This window comes from Vibrio sp. 10N.286.51.C3, assembly GCF_003050065.1.
In the GTDB taxonomy this organism is placed as follows: Bacteria; Pseudomonadota; Gammaproteobacteria; order Enterobacterales; family Vibrionaceae; genus Vibrio; species Vibrio crassostreae.
Genome location: NZ_PIGC01000015.1, coordinates 59,577 through 79,721 on the forward strand (window position 1 = coordinate 59,577; position 20,145 = coordinate 79,721).

Here is a 20,145-nt window from a genome sequence, read left to right on the forward strand (position 1 = left end):
AAGGCAGTAGATAGAAAAACAGAATGGCAATTTACCATTCTGTTTATGATTAACACTTTTTTGAACTTGAAGTAGCTTAACTTCTTACCAAGCCTGTCTCTTTATAGAGTAGGAGACTTACTTGATTTTTTCTCTCGCTAATAACTGAGAAATGATCACCAGTATTAACGACACCACTAACATCACTGTTGCTAGGGCGTTTACCTCAGGAGAGATACCCACTTTAACCATTGAGTAAATCTTCAGTGGTAAGATTTCATACGTTGGACCGGTTACGAAAGAACTGATGATCACATCGTCCAGAGACAGAGTGAAGCTCAATAACCAACCCGCAGCAACCGCTGGCTTAGCAAGTGGTAAGATGATCTGTTTTAGGATCGTCCATTCGCTCGCACCTAAGTCTTTTGCTGCTTCTAACATCTTCACATCAAAGCCATTCAAGCGACTGTAAACCGTTACCACAACGAACGGTAGACAGAAGGTAATGTGAGCAGCAAGTAGGGTAAAGAACCCAAGTTGTACACCCATTACTAAGAACAGAGCCAGTAACGAAATTGCCATTACGATATCTGGTGACATCATTACGATGAACAACATGCCATTTACGATGCCTTTACCTTTAAATTGGTAACGGAATAGGGCTACTGCTGTAAGGCTACCGACAATCGTTGCGGCTGTTGCTGAGAACACCGCTACATTGATCGAGTGCCACGCAGCCTGCATTAGGCTGTCGTTGTTAATAAGCGCGTCATACCATTTAGTCGTGAAGCCACCCCATTTCATACCAAACTTATTGGCATTAAACGAGTTAGCAATCAATACGATAATAGGTAGGTATAGAAAGGCGTATACCAGCGCCATAAAGCTGAACTTAACTGTGCGCCCCATTAGTCTAGCTCCACTTTCTTATTCAATAGCTTACCTGCTCGGTAGTAGGCATACAGCATCACAGCCATTGCCATGGTCAGTGCGATACTCGTCGCTGCACCAAACGGCCAGTCTCGAGCGTTGAGCACTTGGCTCTTAATCACGTTACCAATCAATAGGTTCTTAGCTCCGCCTAATAGGTCAGAGATGTAGAACATACCTAACGCTGGCAGTAGTACTAATAAACAACCGCCGATAATGCCCGGCATTGTTAGGGGCAGTACAACTTTCAATAGCGTTTGCAGTTTGTTCGCACCTAAATCTTTAGCCGCTTCTAAATACGTATCATCCAGTTTCTCAATCGCTGAATACAGCGGCAGAATCATAAACGGAAGTAGGATGTACACTAAACCGATCATTACTGCGGTTTCTGAGTACATGATACGTAGCGGTTTATCAATGATATCTAGCGCTAACAAACTTTTGTTCAAGACACCTTGCGTACCCAGTACAATCTTCAATCCATAAGTACGAATCAAAGAGTTAGTCCAAAATGGGACAATCACTAGGAACAACATGATTGGACGCCACTTCGCAGGCATTTTTGCCACGATGTAAGCGAACGGGTAACCAATAATTAAACAAAGTAGGGTTGCGACAATTGCCATATAGAAAGAGTGCATCAACACTTTAAAATACAGCGGGTCAGCCAAACGCACGTAGTTATCGAGGGTGAAGGTCATCTCGATCAAGTTCGCTTCATCACGAGTTAAGAAGCTAGTACCGATGATCATGATGTTTGGAATCATCACGAACAGCACTAACCAACCTGTGATTAAAGCAACAATTGCGTTTTGTAAATTAAACTTCTTGCTCATCTTCTAATACCACTTCCCAGCTCTCAACCCAAGTTACTGCAACTTTTTGGCCCAGTGAGTGATCAACATCAGGGTCATCTTCGTTGAAGAATTCGCTAACCATGACACGCATACCAGATTCAAGTTCTACAACTGAATCTAATGTCATGCCTTTATAGGTTCGCTCGACAATGTGGCCAACAATACCGCGTTGCTCAGACTCTTTGATTTCTTCGATACGAAGATCTTCAGGGCGAAGCAATACTTGCAGTTTTTGACCCGGTGTGACGTCTTTATCGTGATAGATAACCGACTCTTCACCTTCGATTGTCGCAACAATGCGTTTTTCATCTAGACGAGATTTCGCTGTCGCTTCGAATACGTTAATTTCACCAATGAAGCGCGCTACAAATAGGTTCTTAGGCTCTTCGTAGATCTCTCTTGGTGTTCCGTCTTGTTCAATCACGCCATCACGCATAACAATAATACGGTCAGACATAGACAGCGCTTCTTCTTGGTCATGCGTTACAAAAATGAACGTGATACCAAGTTGGCGTTGTAATTGTTTCAGCTCGATTTGCATCTGTTTACGCAGTTTGTAATCCAGAGCAGATAGAGATTCATCCAACAAAAGAACTTTAGGCTTATTAACGACAGCACGAGCGATTGCAATACGTTGCTGTTGACCACCAGATAGCTGGTGTGGCTTTCGTTGTGCCATTTGTTCTAGGCGCACCATTTTCAAAGCATCCATTACACGAGGTTCAATCTCGCTGTTTGGAACTTTCTGCATGCGTAAGCCAAATGCCACATTGTCGAAAACGGTCATATGTGGGAATAGGGCATAGCTTTGGAATACAGTGTTTACATGCCTTTGTTCAGCAGGAACTTGGGTTACGTTTTGTTCAGCTAATAGTATTTGACCACTATCTGCCGTTTCAAAACCCGCAATCATTCTTAGTACGGTTGTTTTACCACAACCTGATGGGCCTAAAATCGTGAGAAACTCACCATGATTTACGTTTAAATCCAGATTGCCGATGACTTCCTTACCATCGAAACTTTTACTGATGCCAGTTAGCTGTACTACTGGCTTTCCTACTGATTTTTTAGCGTTCAACGTCTGTTTTTCTCCACCTTGGTTCTATTTGAGACCTGTTGCTATACACCTTTAAGGCGCGCATCATAATCACCAAAAACGTGAATTCAAAGCATTTTTTACCTTTCGAAGATAAAAAATTTCGCAGGTAAAAGTAAACATCCTTTACCATACTGTTATTTACTGGGTTTACACCCCAACAAGTGTCTAATTATTAACCATTAAGACGCAAAAGCAAGCCTTGTTACAGAATCATATTTTAGTTTGTATCCGACATATGAGTATAATGAAGGTAATTTTTTATCAATAAGTTAGGTGGTTTCGCTTAATCGGCGCACCTAGGTATCAATATGAACAACGACATCGAAAAAGATTTTAATTTGGGCGGTAGTATCAACCGTGCACTTTCTGGCGATTATGAGCTCAAAGCAACGGCTGTATTCCAAGAAGCTTGGAAACATACGATAAGTCACTTTCTTTCGTTTTCCCCTGCGATTATTGCTTTGATGTTTGTGCAACTCGCTATCTTTTATATCGCACTTAAACTACAGCTTGGTGACCCTGCGGTTATATTGGATGCGGTTATCGACCCAGAGTCGTTTACACCACAAATCGTTGAATCAATTTTTATTGCGAACTTTAGCTATGAAGTGATCAGTGCACCTATCTATGCTGGTATCTGTTTAATGGCCATGAGCCACGCTGCTGGTCTACAAACCAAAGTACGCCATATTGGTAAAGGTTTGCAGTTTACGGTTCCCGTTATCCTAGTGACTTTATTTAGCCTAATGCTTCAAGGCATAGCAGGTATGATTCTGCCGTTCTTATCTATCTACTTTTCACTTGCGTTCAGTCATTCGATTCTGCTGATTTGTGATAAGAAAGTGCCGCCAATGCAATCGCTTCTGCTTTCATTAAGAGCGGTAAACAAGAAGATCTTCGTGGTCGCGTCTATTTACCTAATGGTTATGTTGATGTTCATCGTGGCTGCGATGATGTACGGCATTGGCTTAATCTTCGTTCTTCCATTCTTCTTCCACGTGAAAGGTATCCTTTACCGTGAAATGTTTGGCATCAAGTTGAAACTGATTGCTTCAGATCGTCCAAAGAGTGATGACGATAACAACGACAGCAATAACGACGACAATAACAAAAACCCACAGGTGTTCGATGCATAAAGACACACAGGCAAGCGCAAGCAAATCACTTGCGCTTAAAGTGACGGCACTGGCTCTTGTTGGCTCTATTTCACTAATTGGTCCTTATATTTACCAAGAAGAGGAGCGTCGACGTACGACAGAGCAGAGCGCCAATTCCACTGACCAATTTGGCGACTTGACGGTTTCTTCGAGCACACCAAATTTTGCGGCCATCGAAGATGTGAACGAGAAAAAGGACACATTTTTTTCGTTCCTACGTCCAAGCATCAATATTGAAAACAAACGTATCACCAAAGAGCGCGCGTTTTTAACTAAGCTCTCTGAATCTGGTTTAAACAAAATTGATTCTGAAGACGCGTCTTATGCGAAAAGGTTAGGGAAGTTATACAGCTTACCTGTGCCTAGTGAAGGTTTAGATCTGGCATGGCTGACAGAGATGCTTAATCGCGTCAATGTACTGCCAGAAGCGCTCGTACTGACACAAGCAGCGAATGAGTCAGCTTGGGGAACGTCGCGTTTCGCCACCAAAGCGAACAACTATTTCGGACACTGGTGTTACACCAAAGGTTGTGGCCTTGTTCCGCTACAACGTAACGAAGGTAGCTCTCATGAAGTCGCAACATTCTCTTCAAGCCAAGAGTCTGTGCACCGTTACTTCATGAACCTAAACCGAAACCGTGCTTACGCAGACCTAAGAGCAATTCGCGCAAAACTAGCAACACAGGGCGACGATCTGTTAACGACCGAAACCGCAACAGAGCTCACCAACGGCTTGCTAAAATATTCTGAGCGCGGTTCAGACTATGTGACTGATTTACAAGCTATGATCCGTCACAACGAGGTATACTGGACAAAGTAACTCGATTTGATAGTCATTTGTTGAGCTTATACGATAAGTTTGAACAAATAACATCACATAAAGAGCAGCTCATTCGCTGCTCTTTCTATTTATAAACGCTCAACTTCGACAAGATTATAATAATGAAAAAGACAGCACTCGCTTTATTAGCCTCATTAAGCCTTGGGGTTTCTCTTCCAGCTTCCGCGCAAGAGTACATGTTCACGTATTCTAAGCTTTATACTCAGCTGAAAAACAACACCAAAGAAGGGCATGATGATGTCAAAGTTGCGGTCTTCTTTGTTGATCAACAAGCTCAGCAAACCTGTCACATCAGCAAAGCTTGGATGGAAAAAGAAGAGCACTACGAAGAGCTAAAAGTCTCTCCTGCGAATGAACTGCTTCTACCTGTAGATCAAAACCTACGTTCAGCTAATCCTCTTATCTTTGTACAAACTCAAGAAGAAGAGTGTGCGTATTCTTTGGTTGTGATGACGCAAGAGCCTTTAGCTGGCACAGTAGAAGTAACTCAACTAGAAAACCTATTACCACAGATGCAGGCGATGCTTGAAGATGTCAGCGGTATGTTCTCTGGTTGGTTCACGCCTGATATACAAGGGTTAACGCTGGAATTCGCTAATAAGCTTGAAGGCAACATAGAGGTTTCAAACGGCAAGCAACTACCAATCGAAGAAGGGCGAGCGAAATTCACCTTAGAAGAACTGAATGGAAGTGACAGCATCACGTTACCAGAACCAACAGTTCGCGTATTGCCGTACATTCCCGCGCAATAATTTTTAAAGGAATTATTGTTAGCAGAATCAGTCTCCAAACTTTCATGACATATCTTAAAGCAGCCTGATCGAATTAGAGCAGGCTGCTTTTCTTTATCTGTGATATCAACCGAGAGCTTATGAAGCCGCGTTTCCCTACCGCTTAGGGAGCTTATCGAACAATAAAAGCCGAATCTTTCTAATACTCAGCTTGTTTATCCTGCCGTTACTATTTCAACATGAAATAAAAATCCGTATAATCCACGCCCTAAAACAGTCCCACTAGCAATCTACAGTCGGTAATACGACGGTGTGAGAGTCGCAATGAACCAAAACGATAATAGAAAAGAAACACTTGAATTCAACAAACTTCAGAAACGTCTGAGAAGAAATGTTGGAAATGCCATCATCGACTACAACATGATCGAAGAGAATGACGTAGTAATGGCATGTATTAGTGGCGGTAAAGATTCATTTGCGATGCTAGACATTTTGCTACGTTTACGTGAAGCAGCGCCTATCAAGTTTGATGTTGTGGCAGTAAACCTAGATCAAAAACAACCTGGGTTCCCTGAACACATTCTTCCTGAGTACTTTGAAACGCTGAACATTCCTTACTACATCGTAGATAAAGATACGTATTCAGTGGTTAAAGAGAAAGTGCCTGAAGGCAAAACAACGTGTGGCCTATGTTCTCGTCTTCGTCGTGGTACTTTGTACTCATTCGCAGAGAAGATCGGCGCAACTAAGATCGCACTTGGTCACCACCTAGACGACATCGTTGAGACCATGTTCCTAAACATGTTCCACGGCGCGCGCCTAAAGGCTATGCCACCAAAGCTTCGTTCAGATGATGGTCGTAACGTTGTTATCCGTCCACTGACTTACTGTCGCGAAACGGACCTAATCAAATACGCTGAGCACAAAGAGTTCCCAATCATTCCTTGTAACCTATGTGGTTCACAAGAGAATCTACAGCGTCAGAACATTAAAGCGATGCTAATTGATTGGGATAAGAAAACGCCAGGTCGTGTTGAGAAGATCTTCAAGTCAATCCAGAACGTAAGCCCAAGTCAACTGGCTGACCGCGAGCTGTTTGATTTCGTGAACCTTCCTCTAGACCGTAGTGAAGATCGCAAAGCATACGAATTCGAAGAAGCTGAAATCTCATCTTCAAACATTGATGAGTCAATGTTCATCGACGTAACGAACGTTTAGCCATTTGAGTCGATAAAGATGATATTAGCCATTCTGTATTTGGAATGGCGTTGCTCTAGATAAACAAAAACGCCTCAAGCAATGCTTGAGGCGTTTTTTTATGAGTTGAACTTGTAGTGAAGCTCTGTGCTTAAACGACTTAACCTTTCGAAAGGTTAGGGTCTAATGGGCTCACGTAACCAGACGGTTTAAGAGCCAACACATCACAGTTAATTTTGTCGATAACATGCTCCGCTGTATTACCAATAAACACGGCAGACAAGCCAGTACGACCCGTGGTACCCAGAATAACCATTGCAGCGTTATTTTCAGAAGCCACACGAGGAATAACATCTTCAGGCAAGCCTTGCTCAACCACAGTTTGTTCTTCACACATACCGTGCTTTTGGCGAAGCGCTTTCATTGCCGTCAAGTGGTGACCACGAACTGCGTCAGTATAAGACGTTGGATCAAACTCTGGCAGTTCAATCGTGATATTAGCAGGTGTCACTGGGTAGGCATTCACCAAGAACGGTTCAGCATCCAAACGACCCGTGATCTCTAGTAACCTGTCGACCATAGTGTCGTTAAGCTCTAAGTGAGCTTCTGTTTCCGAACCAACGTGAACTGAAGCAAAAATCTTCGCGTGATCTGGCCAGAAATCATTTTTAACCAATAGCACTGGGCTAGGGCATTTTCTCAACAGATGCCAATCAGTTGGAGTGAAGATGACAGACTCCAAGGTATCATGCTTACGCGTACCTTTGATTAATATATCATGCTCGCCACTATACACCTCGGCAATGATCGCTTCGTACGGGCGGTTGTGCCAAACCACTTGTACATTAAATTCAATAGAATCATCTAGGTAAGGTTCTGCGACTTTATTCATCCAAATTTCGCGTTGGTGAATTACACCTTTGCGCATTGCGTCTCTTTCATCGATAGAGAGCATAGATGTCATTTCATACGAGAAGTCGTATATCGACAAAAAGAAAGTGATGTGGCTTGTTGAGGTGCTTTTCTTGGCAAGTTGGATAGCACGAACTAGAGCAGGTTGCTCATCGTGATTAATGTCTGCGACAACTAAAATTTTGTTATAGATACTCATAACTAAGCCTACTTTTCAGACCGAACATATAAATAATGTAGCGTAGTTATGGGGAGATTAAGAGAAATAAAAGAGGTTTTAAGAGAGAAACATGATGTAGCTCATTATTGAACTACATCATTGATATCTAGACTATTCTTTTGAAACGCCAGCAAGTTCCATCAACGCATCGTGATCTTCGATAGTGATATATTTGCCTTTAACGCTCAAGATGTCTGCTTTTTGGAAACGACCTAAAAGACGGCTGATTGTTTCAACAGTCAAGCCAAGGTAGTTACCAATATCGCCACGAGTCATCGTTAGGCGGAACTCACGCGGGCTGAAGCCACGCTGAGAGAAGCGAGTAGAAAGGTTGTAAAGGAATGCAGCAAGACGCTCTTCCGCGTTCTTCTTAGAAAGAAGCAGAATCATTTCTTGATCACCTTTAATCTCGTTACTCATCAGGCGCATAATTTGCTGACGCAATTTAGGCATTTTTCCTGATAGGTCATCAAGAATTTCATATGGGATTTCACATACCATAGAAGTTTCTAGCGCTTGTGCGAAACTAGGGTGTAGGTCACCAGTAATCGCATCGAAGCCAACAAGATCGCCCGCTAGGTGGAATGCAGTAATCTGCTCATCACCTTGCTCGGTAATCGTGTAGCTCTTGATCGTTCCAGAGCGAATAGCGTATAGAGATTTAAGCTCGTCACCGGCTTTAAATAACTCTTGGCCTTTTTGAATAGGCTTTTTTCTCTCAATGATCTGATCAAGTTGATCGAGTTCAGATTCATTCAAAGTAAACGGAATACAGAGCTGGCTAATACTACAATCCTGGCAATGGATCGCACAACCACCAGACTGAACACGTTTCGTCACAGGCTTTTCAGAAATCATAACAATCTTTCACTATTTGATATACGTCAATATTTTAGCATTCCTTAATCCTAAAGGGTAGTAAAAAAACCGGATTTAAAGAATGGCTATACGGTATAAATAATGAGCTGTAGCGCCATATATCCGGTATAGAAGCCGTAAATAAGGATTAAAATTGCGCCTAGTTGGCGAAATAAGTCAGCTTGTTGCAGTTTTTTGAGGAAATTGGCACCCATGCCAACTGTTAACATTGCCGGAAGCGTGCCTAAACCGAAAGCAAGCATGATACCGGCTCCGTTGTACCAACTTCCTGATACGGCTGCCCACGTAAGCATAGAGTAAACCAGGCCGCATGGAAGCCAACCCCAAATAAAGCCAAACGGCAAAGCGTGGCTAGGGTGCTTCAATGGTAGAAATGATTTACCTAAAGGAGATATATAGCGCCATAGTTTCTGTCCGATCTTTTCAAAGAACAACAAGCCGAACCACCATTTACCGATATACAAACCTAAGACGATCATAAAGCCAGCAGCAAATAATCGCAGCCAACCCAGCATAGCGTTAAAATCGCTTAGCTGACCTATCGAAGAAATTGCACCGCCAATCACACCACCAATCACGGCATAACTTAGCAAGCGTCCTAGGTTATAAAGCAGGGGAATAACAGGGGAAGGTTTACTGTTGCCAATCGAAAGAAGCGACGCAATACCACCACACATTCCCATGCAGTGGCCTGCGCCGATCAATCCAACAACAAAGGCTCCGATCCAATCAGGCGTCATCGTTCTTTTTGTCTACGTTAGTTTGGCTTTCGCTGTAAGCTGTCTCATTCTTGACAGGTTTGCTATCAGAATGGTTGTGAGCCTTTTCGTCTTCATCAAACAGAATGTTGTGACCTTGACGTTCTAGATCTTCAAACTGTTCGCTCTTCACCGCCCATAGAAAAATACCAACAGCGATGCACACTAGTACAATCGCAATGGGGATCAGGATGTATAAACTTTCCATTATTTACCTTGCTCTTTTAAAAGCCTTAACGAGTTAGACACAACAATAATAGAGCTGGCAGACATGCCAACAACGGCGATGTATGGAGCAACCAAACCTGCAACAGCCAATGGAAGAATGAGTAAGTTATACCCTAATGACCAAGCTAGGTTTTCACGGATTATCTTACGCGTTTTTAACGCCAAAGTACGCGACTTAAGTAATCTATCGAGTTTATCACCCAACAACACCATATCCGCAGAAGCTTTCGCCACATCCGTACCGCCACCCATAGCAACTGAAAGGTGAGCACCCGCAAGAATAGGGGCATCGTTAATGCCATCGCCAACCATCATGGTAATGTCACTTGCATCTCGAGAGTTCAAGTAAGCAAGTTTATCTTCAGGCTTCGCGTTAGCAACAATGTCTGTAATACCGATCTCTTCAGCAACAGGCTTCGCGTTAATCAAAGAATCGCCAGTAAGCAGAGTCGTTTTGATTCCCGCTTCTTTAAATTGCTTAATAAACTCGATGCTTTCTTTGCGAATGGGATCTTCATAAGTAAACGTTGCGATATGACGGCCCGCCATCGACAAGTAAATACCGTTACTTTCCGATGGTTGAGCTTCACCCAAAATGAACTCACTACTGCCGATCGCTACTTCCAGGCCATTCCACTCACCAGTAATACCTGAACCGATCACGTTATTGACAGACTCTACTTCAATATCATCTGAAATATGAGTCTTGAACGCTTTCGCAATAGGGTGGTTAGCGTGTTGCTCCAAGCTCGCCGCGACTTTGAGACAGGTGTCTTTATCAAGCTCAGCGAAGGTTTCAACTTGGCTGATACGAATATCACCCTCAGTCAATGTGCCTGTTTTATCAATGATCAAGTGATTCACTTTGCACAAGGTTTCAAATACATGGCCTTTACGCAGCAAGATACCGAAGTTACCCATACGAGAAGTGGAACAGGTAATTGCCGTCGGTGTCGCGAGTGACAGAGCACACGGACAAGTCGCAACGAGTACAGACAACATGATCCAGAAAGCATCTTCTGGTCGTGTTTGGTGCCAGTAGAACCAAGTGCCAAATGAAATGATCAAGATAACCGCAACAAAGTATCGCGCTACTACATCGGCAATTTCAGCAATTCTAGGCTTAGAAAGTTGCGCTTCATCTTGCAGGCGAACGATATTGGAAATCACCGAATCCGCTTTTGATGTCATCACTTCCAGTTCAAACGACTCGTCACCATTCAATGTACCAGCGAAGACAATATCACCCTCGTTTTTTACTACGTGGATAGATTCACCAGTCAGCATCGATTCATCAATATGAACTCGACCAGACAATACTTTGCCATCGGCAGGAATGTGTTCACCCGGAAGAACGCGAATTTGGTCGCCAACTTTTAAGGTTTTTACCGGAACTTGTTCGCCTTCTAATGTTGTTGCCATAGCAGGAACGAGCTTAAGCAGGTTACCACTAGCGGCAGCTGCTTTACGACGAGCGCGCATTTCAAGGAAACGACCAAGCAGTAAGAAGAAGGTAAACATCGAGATAGATTCGAAGAATACTTCACCTTTCTCTGTCACCGTTGCGACCAAACTTGCAACGTAGGCAAACAACAGAGCAATCGACACAGGCACATCCATACCCAATGTTCGACCTTTGAGGCTACGCCACGCATTGATATAGAAAGGCAATGCAGAGTAGAGCAGAACCGGTGTTGCGAAGATTAAGCTCACCCAACGGAAGTAGCTTTTGAATTCAGGTTCAAGGTTACCAAAGACTTCAAGATAAAGCGCCACAGCCAGCATCATGACCTGCATGGTTGCTAAACCAGCAATACCAAGACGATAGAGATAATTCTTCATCGAACGATGATAGGCGGCTTCTTGTTGATCGGCCTCGAATGGTGCGGCTTTATAACCTAGGGTGTGGATTGCAGACAACAGCTCGCTCAGTTTAGCCTGAGTGTTATCCCAACTGAGCAGGGCGCGGTTAGTCGTGGTATTAACACGAATACTAACAACCCCTAACTTTGAAGAGACTTGCTTCTCAATAAGCCATGCACAAGCAGCACAAGAGACACCTTCTAGTGACAATGTCACTTCAGAGGTATTTTCAGAGTTACGGACGAACTCCAATTGAACATCTTCGTTGTCGTAATGACTGAGTGCCAGAAGTTGCTCTGGCACGAGATCCGCTTTTTCAGCTGGAGCGGTACGATATTGGTAGTAAGAGACCAAGCCGCCATCAACGATTGTCTGGGCTACGGTTTCGCAGCCCGGACAACACATCTGCCGCACCGATCCTAAGATTTCTACTTTAAAATCCGTTTCCGCTGGTACATCTTCACCGCAGTGATAACAGGATTCACACATAAGCTTTAGTTCGTTAGTTGAGTAGGAGTATCAATAGGGAAGTTCATGCGACCTTGAACTAACCATTCAGAATTATGCGGAGAAAGCTCGATAAACCATGGACCTTGCATTTCATGGTCCAGAGTCAACGTGTAGTTGCCTCTCGCATCAGCGGTCAGTAGCTGAGTAAAATCACGGTCAGGCAGCGTTCGGTGCACGAACATTGCGCTAATAGCAGGGAAGTGGTCTAGCTTGCCTTTGTCGAGAGTAATGATAACCGAGTTACCTTTCTCGCTAACTGAAGCTGATAGGCCAAGCTCTTTAGCAACGTTTACTTTTGAAATGTCGACATTAATACCTTTACCTTTTTTATAGTAATCTTCAGTAACAACGTGAACTGAATGGTTGGTAAGTATCGCGACTCGAACCAACGTTAGCATAGAAACGCCAACGGTTAGGAAGAGCAAAAACCACGGCCAAAACTGCTTATACCAAGGTTGTTCCATATTATTATTCTCAATATATACAATGAAATAAAACTATTTTTTACAAACACTTAAGGTTATAACTGTAAAAGAAAGACAGCCCCTTAAGAAGGGGCTGTTATCATTATGTTACTCTTTATCTGAGTTGCTGAGGCTCCAGACGTAGGCTGAGACGAGCTGAACCTTATCCTCACCGAGGATGTCTTTCCAAGCCGGCATTACACCAGAACGTCCGTACATGACTGTTTCCGTCACATCAGCGCGAGAATCACCGAATAGCCAGTCGCGGTCAGTTAGGTCAGGTGCGCCAACAGCAGGGTTACCCTTACCATCAGTACCGTGACACGCTGCACACACTACAAAGCGAGCTTTACCAGCCTCTGCTTCACGTGCGTTTACGCTACGACCAGAAAGGCTAAGCGTGTAGCTAACTACTTCTTTTACGCCTTCTTCGCCAAGAGCGTCTTTCCAACCTGGCATTTGACCGACACGACCATGCATGATGGTAGTAACGATAGCTTGTGGTTCACCACCATATAGCCATGCGTTATCAGTTAGGTTCGGGAAACCTTTCTGACCACGAGCATCAGAGCCGTGACACTGAGAACAGTTTTGTAGGAACAAGCGTTGGCCCACTTTGATTGCATCAGCATCTGATGCAATGTCAGGGACAGAACGTAGACCATTTTCGTCGTGAGCTAACTTTCTGAATGCTTCACCAAAGTAGGTGTCTGCATCATCAAGCTCTTTCGCGTATGCATCTAACTGTTTGTTTGCTTGCGCAGCAGCGATTGCAGAGCGAGACTCTTCTACGCTACGAACTGTTTGGTTTGAACTCGTCCAACCTAGTAGACCTTTAAAGTTGCCAAGGCCTGGGTATAGAGCTAGATAAACAGCTGCAAACACAATTGTGCTAACGAAAAGGTATGTCCACCATTTAGGTAGTGGGTTATTAAGCTCACGAATACCATCGTATTCATGGCCCATATCATGACCTTCTTCTACACCTGTTTTATCGTTGGAACACCAACGAAGTAAGGCTGCACAGCCAATCAACGTACCGATTGTGATTACTGTTACCCAAATACTCCAGAATGTACTCATTACTTCGTCACTCCTTGATTTTTATCTTTCGCAGGTGCTTCATCAGCGAACACTAGGTTTGCATCTTCGTCGAAGCGCGACTTACGATTTTTACCGAAAGCCCACCAAACGATGCCGATGAAACAAGCAAAAACAGTAACAGTCCAAACACTTTGAAATGTAATAATGTCCATAATTATTCCTTATTTCATTGCGTGGCCAAGCGATTGAAGGTAAGCGATGATTGCATCCATCTCTGTTTTTCCTTCAACATCTTGTTTAGCGTTAGCAATTTGTTCGTCTGTGTAAGGAACACCAAATTGATTACGGAAGATTTCAAGCTTCTGTTTAGTCAATTTGCCATCAAGTACATTCTCAGCAAGCCATGGGAAACCAGGCATGTTTGATTCAGGAACAAGTTCACGAGGGTCGATAAGGTGAACACGGTGCCACTCATCAGAGTAACGTTCACCAACACGCGCTAGATCAGGACCAGTACGCTTAGAACCCCATAGGAATGGGTGTTCCCAAACGCTTTCGCCAGCTACAGAGTAGTGACCGTAACGTTCCGTTTCAGAGCGGAAAGGACGAATCATTTGGCTGTGACATACGTTACAACCTTCGCGAATGTAGATATCACGACCTTCCATTTCCAGAGCAGAGTAAACGCGTAGATTTTCTACAGGTTCAGTCGTCTGCTTTTGGAAAATAAGCGGGGTAATTTCTACTAAAGCACCAAAACTGATAGCAATAACGATAAGAATCGCTAGTAGGCCAACGTTCTTCTCTACCAACTCATGGCGATTATTTGAATTTGAGCTCATTCTAAATCTCCTTAAGCCGGTTGAGGGATAGCTTTAAGGCTATCTTTAGGTGCAGAAACAGTTTTGTACGTGTTGTATGCCATTAAGAACATACCAGATAGGAAGATGAAACCACCTAAGAAACGTACAAAGTAGAACGGGTAAGATGCTTCTACAGATTCAACGAAGCTGTAAGTTAATGTACCGTCAGAGTTAACTGCACGCCACATCAGACCTTGCATCACACCTGAGATCCACATTGCAACAATGTAGAAAACCGTACCAATCGTTGCTAACCAGAAGTGAACATTGATTAGAGATACAGAGTACATACGCTCTTGACCAAATAGTTTAGGAACTAAGTGGTAAACCGAACCGATAGAAACCATTGCAACCCAACCTAACGCACCAGAGTGAACGTGACCGATAGTCCAGTCCGTGTAGTGAGATAGTGCGTTAACCGTTTTGATTGCCATCATTGGGCCTTCGAATGTCGACATGCCGTAGAATGATAGAGAAACGATTAGGAAACGTAGGATTGGGTCGTAGCGAAGCTTATGCCACGCGCCAGATAGAGTCATAATACCGTTGATCATGCCACCCCAAGATGGAGCAAACAGAACCAAAGACATAACCATACCTAGAGATTGAGTCCAGTCAGGAAGTGCTGTGTAGTGTAGGTGGTGAGGACCAGCCCAGATATACAGAGACACGAGAGCCCAGAAGTGAACAATCGACAAACGGTAAGAGTAAACAGGGCGACCAGCTTGTTTAGGTACGAAGTAGTACATCATACCTAGGAAACCAGCTGTCAATAGGAAGCCTACCGCATTGTGTCCGTACCACCATTGCACCATTGCATCGATCGCACCGGAATAAATCGAGTACGATTTAAACGCAGATACAGGAACAGCCAGGCTGTTAACGATGTGCAACACGGCAACCGTGATGATGAAGGCTCCGAAGAACCAGTTCGCTACGTAAATGTGCGATGTCTTACGCTTAATCATGGTTCCGAAGAACACGATTGCATAAGCTACCCACACAAGAGTAATAGCAATATCTATTGGCCATTCAAGTTCTGCGTATTCTTTACCAGAGGTTAAACCTAACGGTAAAGTAATTGCAGCGGACAGGATAATCGCTTGCCAACCCCAAAAGGTAAAGGCTACGAGAGGGCCACCAAAGAGACGCGTCTGACAGGTACGTTGTACAACATAATATGATGTTGCAAACAGCGCACTTGTACCGAACGCAAAAATAACCGCATTAGTATGCAGGGGACGTAAACGACTGTACGTCAACCACGGCGTATCAAAGTTTAGCTGTGGCCAAACTAATTGAGCGGCAATCAAAACACCAACGCCCATACCGACAATACCCCACAAAATTGTAACTAGGGTAAATTGACGGACGACCGTATAGTTGTAGTTTTGTTCAAGCTGCTTTTCTTGGCTCATTTGCATGCTTCCAATTTCTTATTTACTACACTTTACTTCCAACACGACTCACGTCGTAATGCCACCCAAATTAGAAAAGGAAATTCAGCCTATTCAGGGCTTTATTTCCACTTGCTGATTTTAAAAAAAAGTGGCATTTTCAACGCGACACTATACTTGAATTAACAAATCAATGACAGAGTAGTAACCTTACGCTTGGTCAGGAATTGGATTTTTATTTAAAAACTTTGAACTTTGTAACAAGGAGTAAAGATTATAATGGCGGCACAAAAGCTAACAAAAGGCAGGCTTGTTCAAATTATCGTCATGTTGGTTATTTTAATAGCTGCATTTACTTGGAGAACAGTAACATACGATAATGACGAAACAGTGAACTGTATCGTTTCAAAACCTTGTAAATTTGGTATTGATAATCATAATGTTTTAATTTCGGGCGATAATCTAGGGTATTCGATCGAAACATCTAAAACTGGCAAATTTATCATTAGCTATAATGAAAGCGGAATTCTGAAAGAAAAAGGGCCATCAGATTGGCTGTTACAAACTAATGATAAGACTTCCTCAATAACGGTTACATTTCCACAACAGGTGAGCACGTTTTCTGTAAACCTGTCTAAAGAGTAACAGAGAGAAAACTGGGGTACGCCTCGGTTCTTTTGATAGAAATATGTACCAAATCAGTGAAACACAATGCATTAAAGTGTTATAAAGAGAACATTAATAAAGTTTCCCAGAATCTATGAAATTTCTATCAAAAGTCTCTTACTCCCTAGACGATAAAATCGCAGTAGATGAGTTGCTCAGCGGGGTAGAAAACGCTGACGATATTGCTTGTCTCATTTGCTACTGCACAGAAGAATATTCGACACTCGCTGTTCAGAGATATTTGGTAGACGCTCTCCCTAACACTCCTGTACATGGCTGTACCACTTGTCACGGCATTATGACAGAAACTGGGTTTCATTCTGGTCCGGTAATTGGCGTACTCATCATTTATGACTCGGGAATCAACGCCTACGGTACAGGTATCGAGCACTTTAGCGACTCCATAGACCGCAGCACCTTCAGCGCGATCGACAAAGCACTTAAGAACGCCAACCGAGAGGGCGAAATCCCCGATCTTATCTTGCTGCATTCCACTCCTGGTAATGAAGAGAAGGTGATGGCAGCTATCGATAAAAAGTTTGGTACTGAGGTGCCTATTATTGGCGGTAGTGCTGCGGACAATCAGGTTTCTGGAAATTGGAGCATCTTCACCGAAGAGTCGCTATCTATAAATGGCGTATCTTTAACGGTGGTGTTTGCGTCTCAGTCAATCTATTCCTCTTTCAGTGCAGGTCATACGCCTACACGTTACTCAGGCACTGTGACTAAAGTACGAAATAGAATTTTGCTGGAGATAGACCATCGGCCAGCTGCCACAGTTTATAACGAATGGACCAATTTTCACCTAGGTGGCAGTGACGATGGCTATATCTTTGAAAAATCGTCTGTTTATCCTTTGGGGAGGAAAGTTGGCTCATCTTACAACTATCCGTATTTCAAGCTCTCTCACTCTATCCGAGAAACAGAGTGCAACGGGATCGAGCTCTTCACCGACATTAGTGAAGGTGACACCATCTATCTAATGCAAGGCTCTAAACAACAGTTAATAAGCCGTGCCGCTAATATCATTCATTCTTCTTATTACAACGATATGGATCTTGAAGAGAAGCTCGGAGCAATCAACATCTTTTGCGCGGGCCCAATGCTCAACCTAAAGCAAGATATGGAAGAGGTTTGCGAGCAAATAAATCAAGCACTTAATGGGCTTCCATACATATGTCCGTTCACGTTTGGTGAGCAAGGCAGGCTCTCTGGTGGCGAAAACGCACACGGGAATTTAATGGTATCGTCTGCAACGTTTTATAGGTTGAAAAAGTAATGGGTTCTGAAGGTCAAGAAGCGCTGCAAGAAGCTCGTATTGAACTGCAAAAACTAAAAGCCCGTGAGCGAAAACTGGCTGAAGAGAACAGAGTGATCTTATCAACCATCTCTGCGATCAGTAAGGCGAGTAACATATCTGAGATATTCTCTAGCCTTGAGTTTGTCCTCAAAAAATACATTAGGTTTGATGATTTTATCGTGGTATCAAGAGTAGGGAACGAAGGCAGTTTCAAAACCCTGCTAACCAATAACAAAGTCTTCGAACAAATGAATTGGAGCGATTGTGGCAAGCTATCGCGAGTTATCAATGGTGAATGCGCCATCCTTTTCGAACCCAAGTCTCTTGGGGAATTCAACTCTCTGCATCCCATTGTTCTCGACCAAATCAACTCCGTTCTAATTACGGGTATAGATAGCGGACTAACACAATCCGTCATCATCTTTATCCACTCTAATACCAAGCACTTTAGTATTGAAACCAAGGCCACATTAAACCGTTTCCGACCGTTGATAGAACGTGCTGTTTTCGATATTGAGAATAAAGAAAAGCTTGAGGCAACCGTTCGAGAACGTACAGCAGAGCTTGTCACAGCAAGAAAAGACGCCGAAAGAGCTAATAAGGCAAAGTCTGAATTCCTCGCAATGATGAGTCATGAATTAAGAACACCGCTAAACGCCATTATTGGCTTAATAGACACCCTCAAATCCACATCATTGAACGAAGAACAACAGTCTATACTACTCAACATGAGCACATCATCTGAGCTCCTATTGGCAATTATCAGTGATGTGTTGGATTTTTCTAAGATTGAATCTGGATGCTTCTCGTTAGCGCCTCAATGGAGCAACGTAAGCGACACTGTAACTTTTGTGTTGTCTGAACAAAAGAAGACAGCAGACGATAAAGGTTTGTCGCTAACCGTAACCAGCGATATCCCTGAGGGTGAACTTCATTATCTCGACCCAAGTCGTTTGGCACAAATCCTATTTAATCTAATTGGTAACGCCATTAAGTTCACTGAACGTGGGCATGTCCATGTTTCTATCAAGTACCAGCAGAGTTCATTCTATATAACAGTAGAAGACACAGGGATTGGTATCAGCTCACAACAACTTTCGTCGCTGTTCAGTCCATTTGTGCAAGCTGATAGCACAATCACACGCAGATTTGGCGGCACAGGTTTAGGCTTGGCAATCACCAAAAGACTGGTTGAGCTGATGCAAGGGCGTATATCGGTAGAGAGTGAACCAGGAAAAGGTTCTAAATTCGAAGTACAACTGCCAGTACTAACCAGAGTCACGAACAATCTGGCCAACATTGAAGATAATGATTGTCCACGAGATTTAAGAAGCCGTTATTCAGTGTTAGTTGTCGAAGACAACCCAACCAATCAAATGGTGATCAAATTAATCCTAACGCGACAAGGCCACGAAGTTTTCATCGCCAGCAACGGTGAGGAAGCGATAGGCTTTGTGGAAAGAGCCAATGACTCGATAGACATTATTTTAATGGATGTGTCGATGCCAGTAATGGATGGATTAACCACAACCAAATACATGAGAGACGCGAACATCAAAACGCCAATTGTCGCGCTAACAGCACACACATCTGTTGAAGACAAATGTTCGTGCTTAGATGTTGGTATGAATGATTTCGTGACCAAGCCAGTAAGAACCAAAGAGATCACAGAAGCAATTGATCGATTGATGCTTGAAGTCTAATAAACGTATTCTTAATCGAAGATTAGGAAATATGTTTATTAGGTATTTTATGGTAAATAGCGTTACTGTTAAATAGAACGCCGATTTGGTAGATAGATAAGAGGCAGGGCATCATATAAAGATACCTGCCTTATAAACACCAAAGTCAATTTAACATAATATACATAATACGCAGTTGGCTAGGGCTTCATTTGGGGTAGCAACCATTAGTGCTAAGCCACCGCAAGCCATTGAAACGCCTGACATATTAAGCCCGTTAAACTTTTTTGCCATGTGTTCCCACATCTGCTTTATCTGTGGATTATCACTGCGGTCAGCGTGACAACCAAGCAATGCTACTTGCGGGTCTAACTTTGCATTTTCAGCCAAGAAAACTGTTTGTGAATCAGATAGATAGCGACGACCTTTCCTAAAATCACTGATTCTTTGCTGTGGAATGTTCATATCCATAGCTATTTGCTTGTCTTGAACGTAGTTTTGAGCCTTTTTATAGGCTTCAATCAGTTCATTTTGATACATGCTAAATCCTCCGTTTTCCTAATCATAG

21 protein-coding genes are annotated in these 20,145 nt (G+C 43.1%); 7 read left to right on the plus strand and 14 right to left on the minus strand.

Annotated features, from left to right (window positions below):
• Positions 1-117: 117 nt before the first annotated feature.
• The 3 genes from potC to potA are packed head-to-tail and all read right to left on the minus strand — an operon-like array spanning position 118 to position 2,844.
• Positions 118-888 carry a spermidine/putrescine ABC transporter permease PotC gene (gene potC / locus CWO27_RS16345; RefSeq protein ID WP_004733706.1) on the minus strand — a complete coding sequence of 257 codons (771 nt, stop codon included), beginning with the start codon at positions 886-888 and terminating at the stop codon, positions 118-120.
• Positions 888-1,745, minus strand: coding sequence for a spermidine/putrescine ABC transporter permease PotB (gene potB / locus CWO27_RS16350; RefSeq protein WP_017059630.1), 858 nt, complete (start codon positions 1,743-1,745; stop codon positions 888-890). The genes potC and potB overlap by 1 nt, the downstream gene beginning before the upstream one ends.
• Complete coding sequence (gene potA, locus CWO27_RS16355; protein WP_048658741.1) at positions 1,729-2,844, minus strand: spermidine/putrescine ABC transporter ATP-binding protein PotA; 1,116 nt, start codon at positions 2,842-2,844, stop codon at positions 1,729-1,731. The genes potB and potA overlap by 17 nt, the downstream gene beginning before the upstream one ends.
• Positions 2,845-3,173: 329 nt before the next feature.
• On the opposite strand from potA, the gene CWO27_RS16360 reads away from it, so the two are divergent.
• The 4 genes from CWO27_RS16360 to ttcA all read left to right on the plus strand — a co-directional run bounded on the left by CWO27_RS16360 (position 3,174) and on the right by ttcA (position 6,812).
• A complete protein-coding gene (locus CWO27_RS16360) occupies positions 3,174-4,001 on the plus strand; it encodes a hypothetical protein (RefSeq protein WP_048612081.1) in 828 nt (275 codons plus the stop codon).
• On the plus strand, positions 3,994-4,842 hold the full coding sequence (locus CWO27_RS16365) for a glucosaminidase domain-containing protein (RefSeq protein ID WP_102431929.1): 849 nt from the start codon (positions 3,994-3,996) through the stop codon (positions 4,840-4,842). Before CWO27_RS16360 ends, CWO27_RS16365 begins: the two co-directional genes overlap by 8 nt.
• Before the next feature lie 122 nt (positions 4,843-4,964).
• Entirely contained in the window at positions 4,965-5,615 is a 651-nt protein-coding gene (locus tag CWO27_RS16370; protein ID WP_102479523.1) for a DUF2987 domain-containing protein, read from the plus strand.
• Positions 5,616-5,918: 303 nt separating this feature from the next.
• Entirely contained in the window at positions 5,919-6,812 is an 894-nt protein-coding gene (gene ttcA / locus CWO27_RS16375) for a tRNA 2-thiocytidine(32) synthetase TtcA (protein WP_017059635.1), read from the plus strand.
• Between the two features lie 139 nt (positions 6,813-6,951).
• On the opposite strand, the gene uspE is transcribed toward ttcA, so the two are convergent.
• The 10 genes from uspE to ccoN all read right to left on the minus strand — a co-directional run bounded on the left by uspE (position 6,952) and on the right by ccoN (position 15,956).
• On the minus strand, positions 6,952-7,902 hold the full coding sequence (gene uspE, locus CWO27_RS16380; protein ID WP_017070547.1) for a universal stress protein UspE: 951 nt from the start codon (positions 7,900-7,902) through the stop codon (positions 6,952-6,954).
• Positions 7,903-8,034: 132 nt separating this feature from the next.
• Positions 8,035-8,781, minus strand: a complete 747-nt coding sequence (locus tag CWO27_RS16385; RefSeq protein ID WP_017632474.1) for an FNR family transcription factor — start codon at positions 8,779-8,781, stop codon at positions 8,035-8,037.
• 86 nt (positions 8,782-8,867) lie between these two features.
• Positions 8,868-9,542, minus strand: coding sequence for a sulfite exporter TauE/SafE family protein (locus CWO27_RS16390; protein WP_107899228.1), 675 nt, complete (start codon positions 9,540-9,542; stop codon positions 8,868-8,870).
• Positions 9,532-9,768, minus strand: coding sequence for a cbb3-type cytochrome oxidase assembly protein CcoS (ccoS, locus tag CWO27_RS16395; RefSeq protein WP_048658746.1), 237 nt, complete (start codon positions 9,766-9,768; stop codon positions 9,532-9,534). Before ccoS ends, CWO27_RS16390 begins: the two co-directional genes overlap by 11 nt.
• Positions 9,768-12,140, minus strand: a complete 2,373-nt coding sequence (locus CWO27_RS16400) for a heavy metal translocating P-type ATPase (RefSeq protein WP_102431924.1) — start codon at positions 12,138-12,140, stop codon at positions 9,768-9,770. The genes ccoS and CWO27_RS16400 overlap by 1 nt, the downstream gene beginning before the upstream one ends.
• A 5-nt stretch (positions 12,141-12,145) precedes the next feature.
• Complete coding sequence (locus CWO27_RS16405; protein ID WP_048658748.1) at positions 12,146-12,625, minus strand: FixH family protein; 480 nt, start codon at positions 12,623-12,625, stop codon at positions 12,146-12,148.
• 108 nt (positions 12,626-12,733) lie between these two features.
• Positions 12,734-13,708 carry a cytochrome-c oxidase, cbb3-type subunit III gene (gene ccoP, locus CWO27_RS16410; protein WP_048658749.1) on the minus strand — a complete coding sequence of 325 codons (975 nt, stop codon included), beginning with the start codon at positions 13,706-13,708 and terminating at the stop codon, positions 12,734-12,736.
• Positions 13,708-13,881, minus strand: coding sequence for a CcoQ/FixQ family Cbb3-type cytochrome c oxidase assembly chaperone (locus tag CWO27_RS16415; protein ID WP_004733679.1), 174 nt, complete (start codon positions 13,879-13,881; stop codon positions 13,708-13,710). The genes ccoP and CWO27_RS16415 overlap by 1 nt, the downstream gene beginning before the upstream one ends.
• A gap of 9 nt (positions 13,882-13,890) precedes the next feature.
• Entirely contained in the window at positions 13,891-14,511 is a 621-nt protein-coding gene (ccoO, locus tag CWO27_RS16420; protein WP_102431923.1) for a cytochrome-c oxidase, cbb3-type subunit II, read from the minus strand.
• Positions 14,512-14,522: 11 nt separating this feature from the next.
• Positions 14,523-15,956, minus strand: a complete 1,434-nt coding sequence (gene ccoN / locus CWO27_RS16425; RefSeq protein WP_102424429.1) for a cytochrome-c oxidase, cbb3-type subunit I — start codon at positions 15,954-15,956, stop codon at positions 14,523-14,525.
• 252 nt (positions 15,957-16,208) lie between these two features.
• On the opposite strand from ccoN, the gene CWO27_RS16430 reads away from it, so the two are divergent.
• The 3 genes from CWO27_RS16430 to CWO27_RS16440 all read left to right on the plus strand — a co-directional run bounded on the left by CWO27_RS16430 (position 16,209) and on the right by CWO27_RS16440 (position 19,598).
• Positions 16,209-16,574 (plus strand): hypothetical protein, encoded by a 366-nt coding sequence (locus tag CWO27_RS16430; protein WP_102431922.1) that lies wholly within the window; start codon positions 16,209-16,211, stop codon positions 16,572-16,574.
• A gap of 115 nt (positions 16,575-16,689) precedes the next feature.
• Positions 16,690-17,874 (plus strand): FIST signal transduction protein, encoded by a 1,185-nt coding sequence (locus tag CWO27_RS16435; protein WP_107899229.1) that lies wholly within the window; start codon positions 16,690-16,692, stop codon positions 17,872-17,874.
• Complete coding sequence (locus CWO27_RS16440; protein ID WP_048658753.1) at positions 17,874-19,598, plus strand: ATP-binding protein; 1,725 nt, start codon at positions 17,874-17,876, stop codon at positions 19,596-19,598. The genes CWO27_RS16435 and CWO27_RS16440 overlap by 1 nt, the downstream gene beginning before the upstream one ends.
• A gap of 150 nt (positions 19,599-19,748) precedes the next feature.
• Here the strand turns inward: CWO27_RS16440 and CWO27_RS16445 are convergent, their stop codons facing one another.
• A complete protein-coding gene (locus CWO27_RS16445; protein WP_107899230.1) occupies positions 19,749-20,117 on the minus strand; it encodes a DUF3693 domain-containing protein in 369 nt (122 codons plus the stop codon).
• Positions 20,118-20,145 lie beyond the last annotated feature (28 nt).

Bases quoted from the DNA above. Each gene is read 5' to 3' on its own strand.
- potC (WP_004733706.1), bottom strand. From the start codon at position 888: ATGGGGCGCACAGTTAAGTTCAGCTTTATGGCGCTGGTATACGCCTTT.
- potB (WP_017059630.1), bottom strand. From the start codon at position 1,745: ATGAGCAAGAAGTTTAATTTACAAAACGCAATTGTTGCTTTAATCACA.
- CWO27_RS16360 (WP_048612081.1), top strand. From the start codon at position 3,174: ATGAACAACGACATCGAAAAAGATTTTAATTTGGGCGGTAGTATCAAC.
- CWO27_RS16365 (WP_102431929.1), top strand. From the start codon at position 3,994: ATGCATAAAGACACACAGGCAAGCGCAAGCAAATCACTTGCGCTTAAA.
- CWO27_RS16370 (WP_102479523.1), top strand. From the start codon at position 4,965: ATGAAAAAGACAGCACTCGCTTTATTAGCCTCATTAAGCCTTGGGGTT.
- ttcA (WP_017059635.1), top strand. From the start codon at position 5,919: ATGAACCAAAACGATAATAGAAAAGAAACACTTGAATTCAACAAACTT.
- uspE (WP_017070547.1), bottom strand. From the start codon at position 7,902: ATGAGTATCTATAACAAAATTTTAGTTGTCGCAGACATTAATCACGAT.
- CWO27_RS16385 (WP_017632474.1), bottom strand. From the start codon at position 8,781: ATGATTTCTGAAAAGCCTGTGACGAAACGTGTTCAGTCTGGTGGTTGT.
- CWO27_RS16390 (WP_107899228.1), bottom strand. From the start codon at position 9,542: ATGACGCCTGATTGGATCGGAGCCTTTGTTGTTGGATTGATCGGCGCA.
- ccoS (WP_048658746.1), bottom strand. From the start codon at position 9,768: ATGGAAAGTTTATACATCCTGATCCCCATTGCGATTGTACTAGTGTGC.
- CWO27_RS16400 (WP_102431924.1), bottom strand. From the start codon at position 12,140: ATGTGTGAATCCTGTTATCACTGCGGTGAAGATGTACCAGCGGAAACG.
- CWO27_RS16405 (WP_048658748.1), bottom strand. From the start codon at position 12,625: ATGGAACAACCTTGGTATAAGCAGTTTTGGCCGTGGTTTTTGCTCTTC.
- ccoP (WP_048658749.1), bottom strand. From the start codon at position 13,708: ATGAGTACATTCTGGAGTATTTGGGTAACAGTAATCACAATCGGTACG.
- CWO27_RS16415 (WP_004733679.1), bottom strand. From the start codon at position 13,881: ATGGACATTATTACATTTCAAAGTGTTTGGACTGTTACTGTTTTTGCT.
- ccoO (WP_102431923.1), bottom strand. From the start codon at position 14,511: ATGAGCTCAAATTCAAATAATCGCCATGAGTTGGTAGAGAAGAACGTT.
- ccoN (WP_102424429.1), bottom strand. From the start codon at position 15,956: ATGCAAATGAGCCAAGAAAAGCAGCTTGAACAAAACTACAACTATACG.
- CWO27_RS16430 (WP_102431922.1), top strand. From the start codon at position 16,209: ATGGCGGCACAAAAGCTAACAAAAGGCAGGCTTGTTCAAATTATCGTC.
- CWO27_RS16435 (WP_107899229.1), top strand. From the start codon at position 16,690: ATGAAATTTCTATCAAAAGTCTCTTACTCCCTAGACGATAAAATCGCA.
- CWO27_RS16440 (WP_048658753.1), top strand. From the start codon at position 17,874: ATGGGTTCTGAAGGTCAAGAAGCGCTGCAAGAAGCTCGTATTGAACTG.
- CWO27_RS16445 (WP_107899230.1), bottom strand. From the start codon at position 20,117: ATGTATCAAAATGAACTGATTGAAGCCTATAAAAAGGCTCAAAACTAC.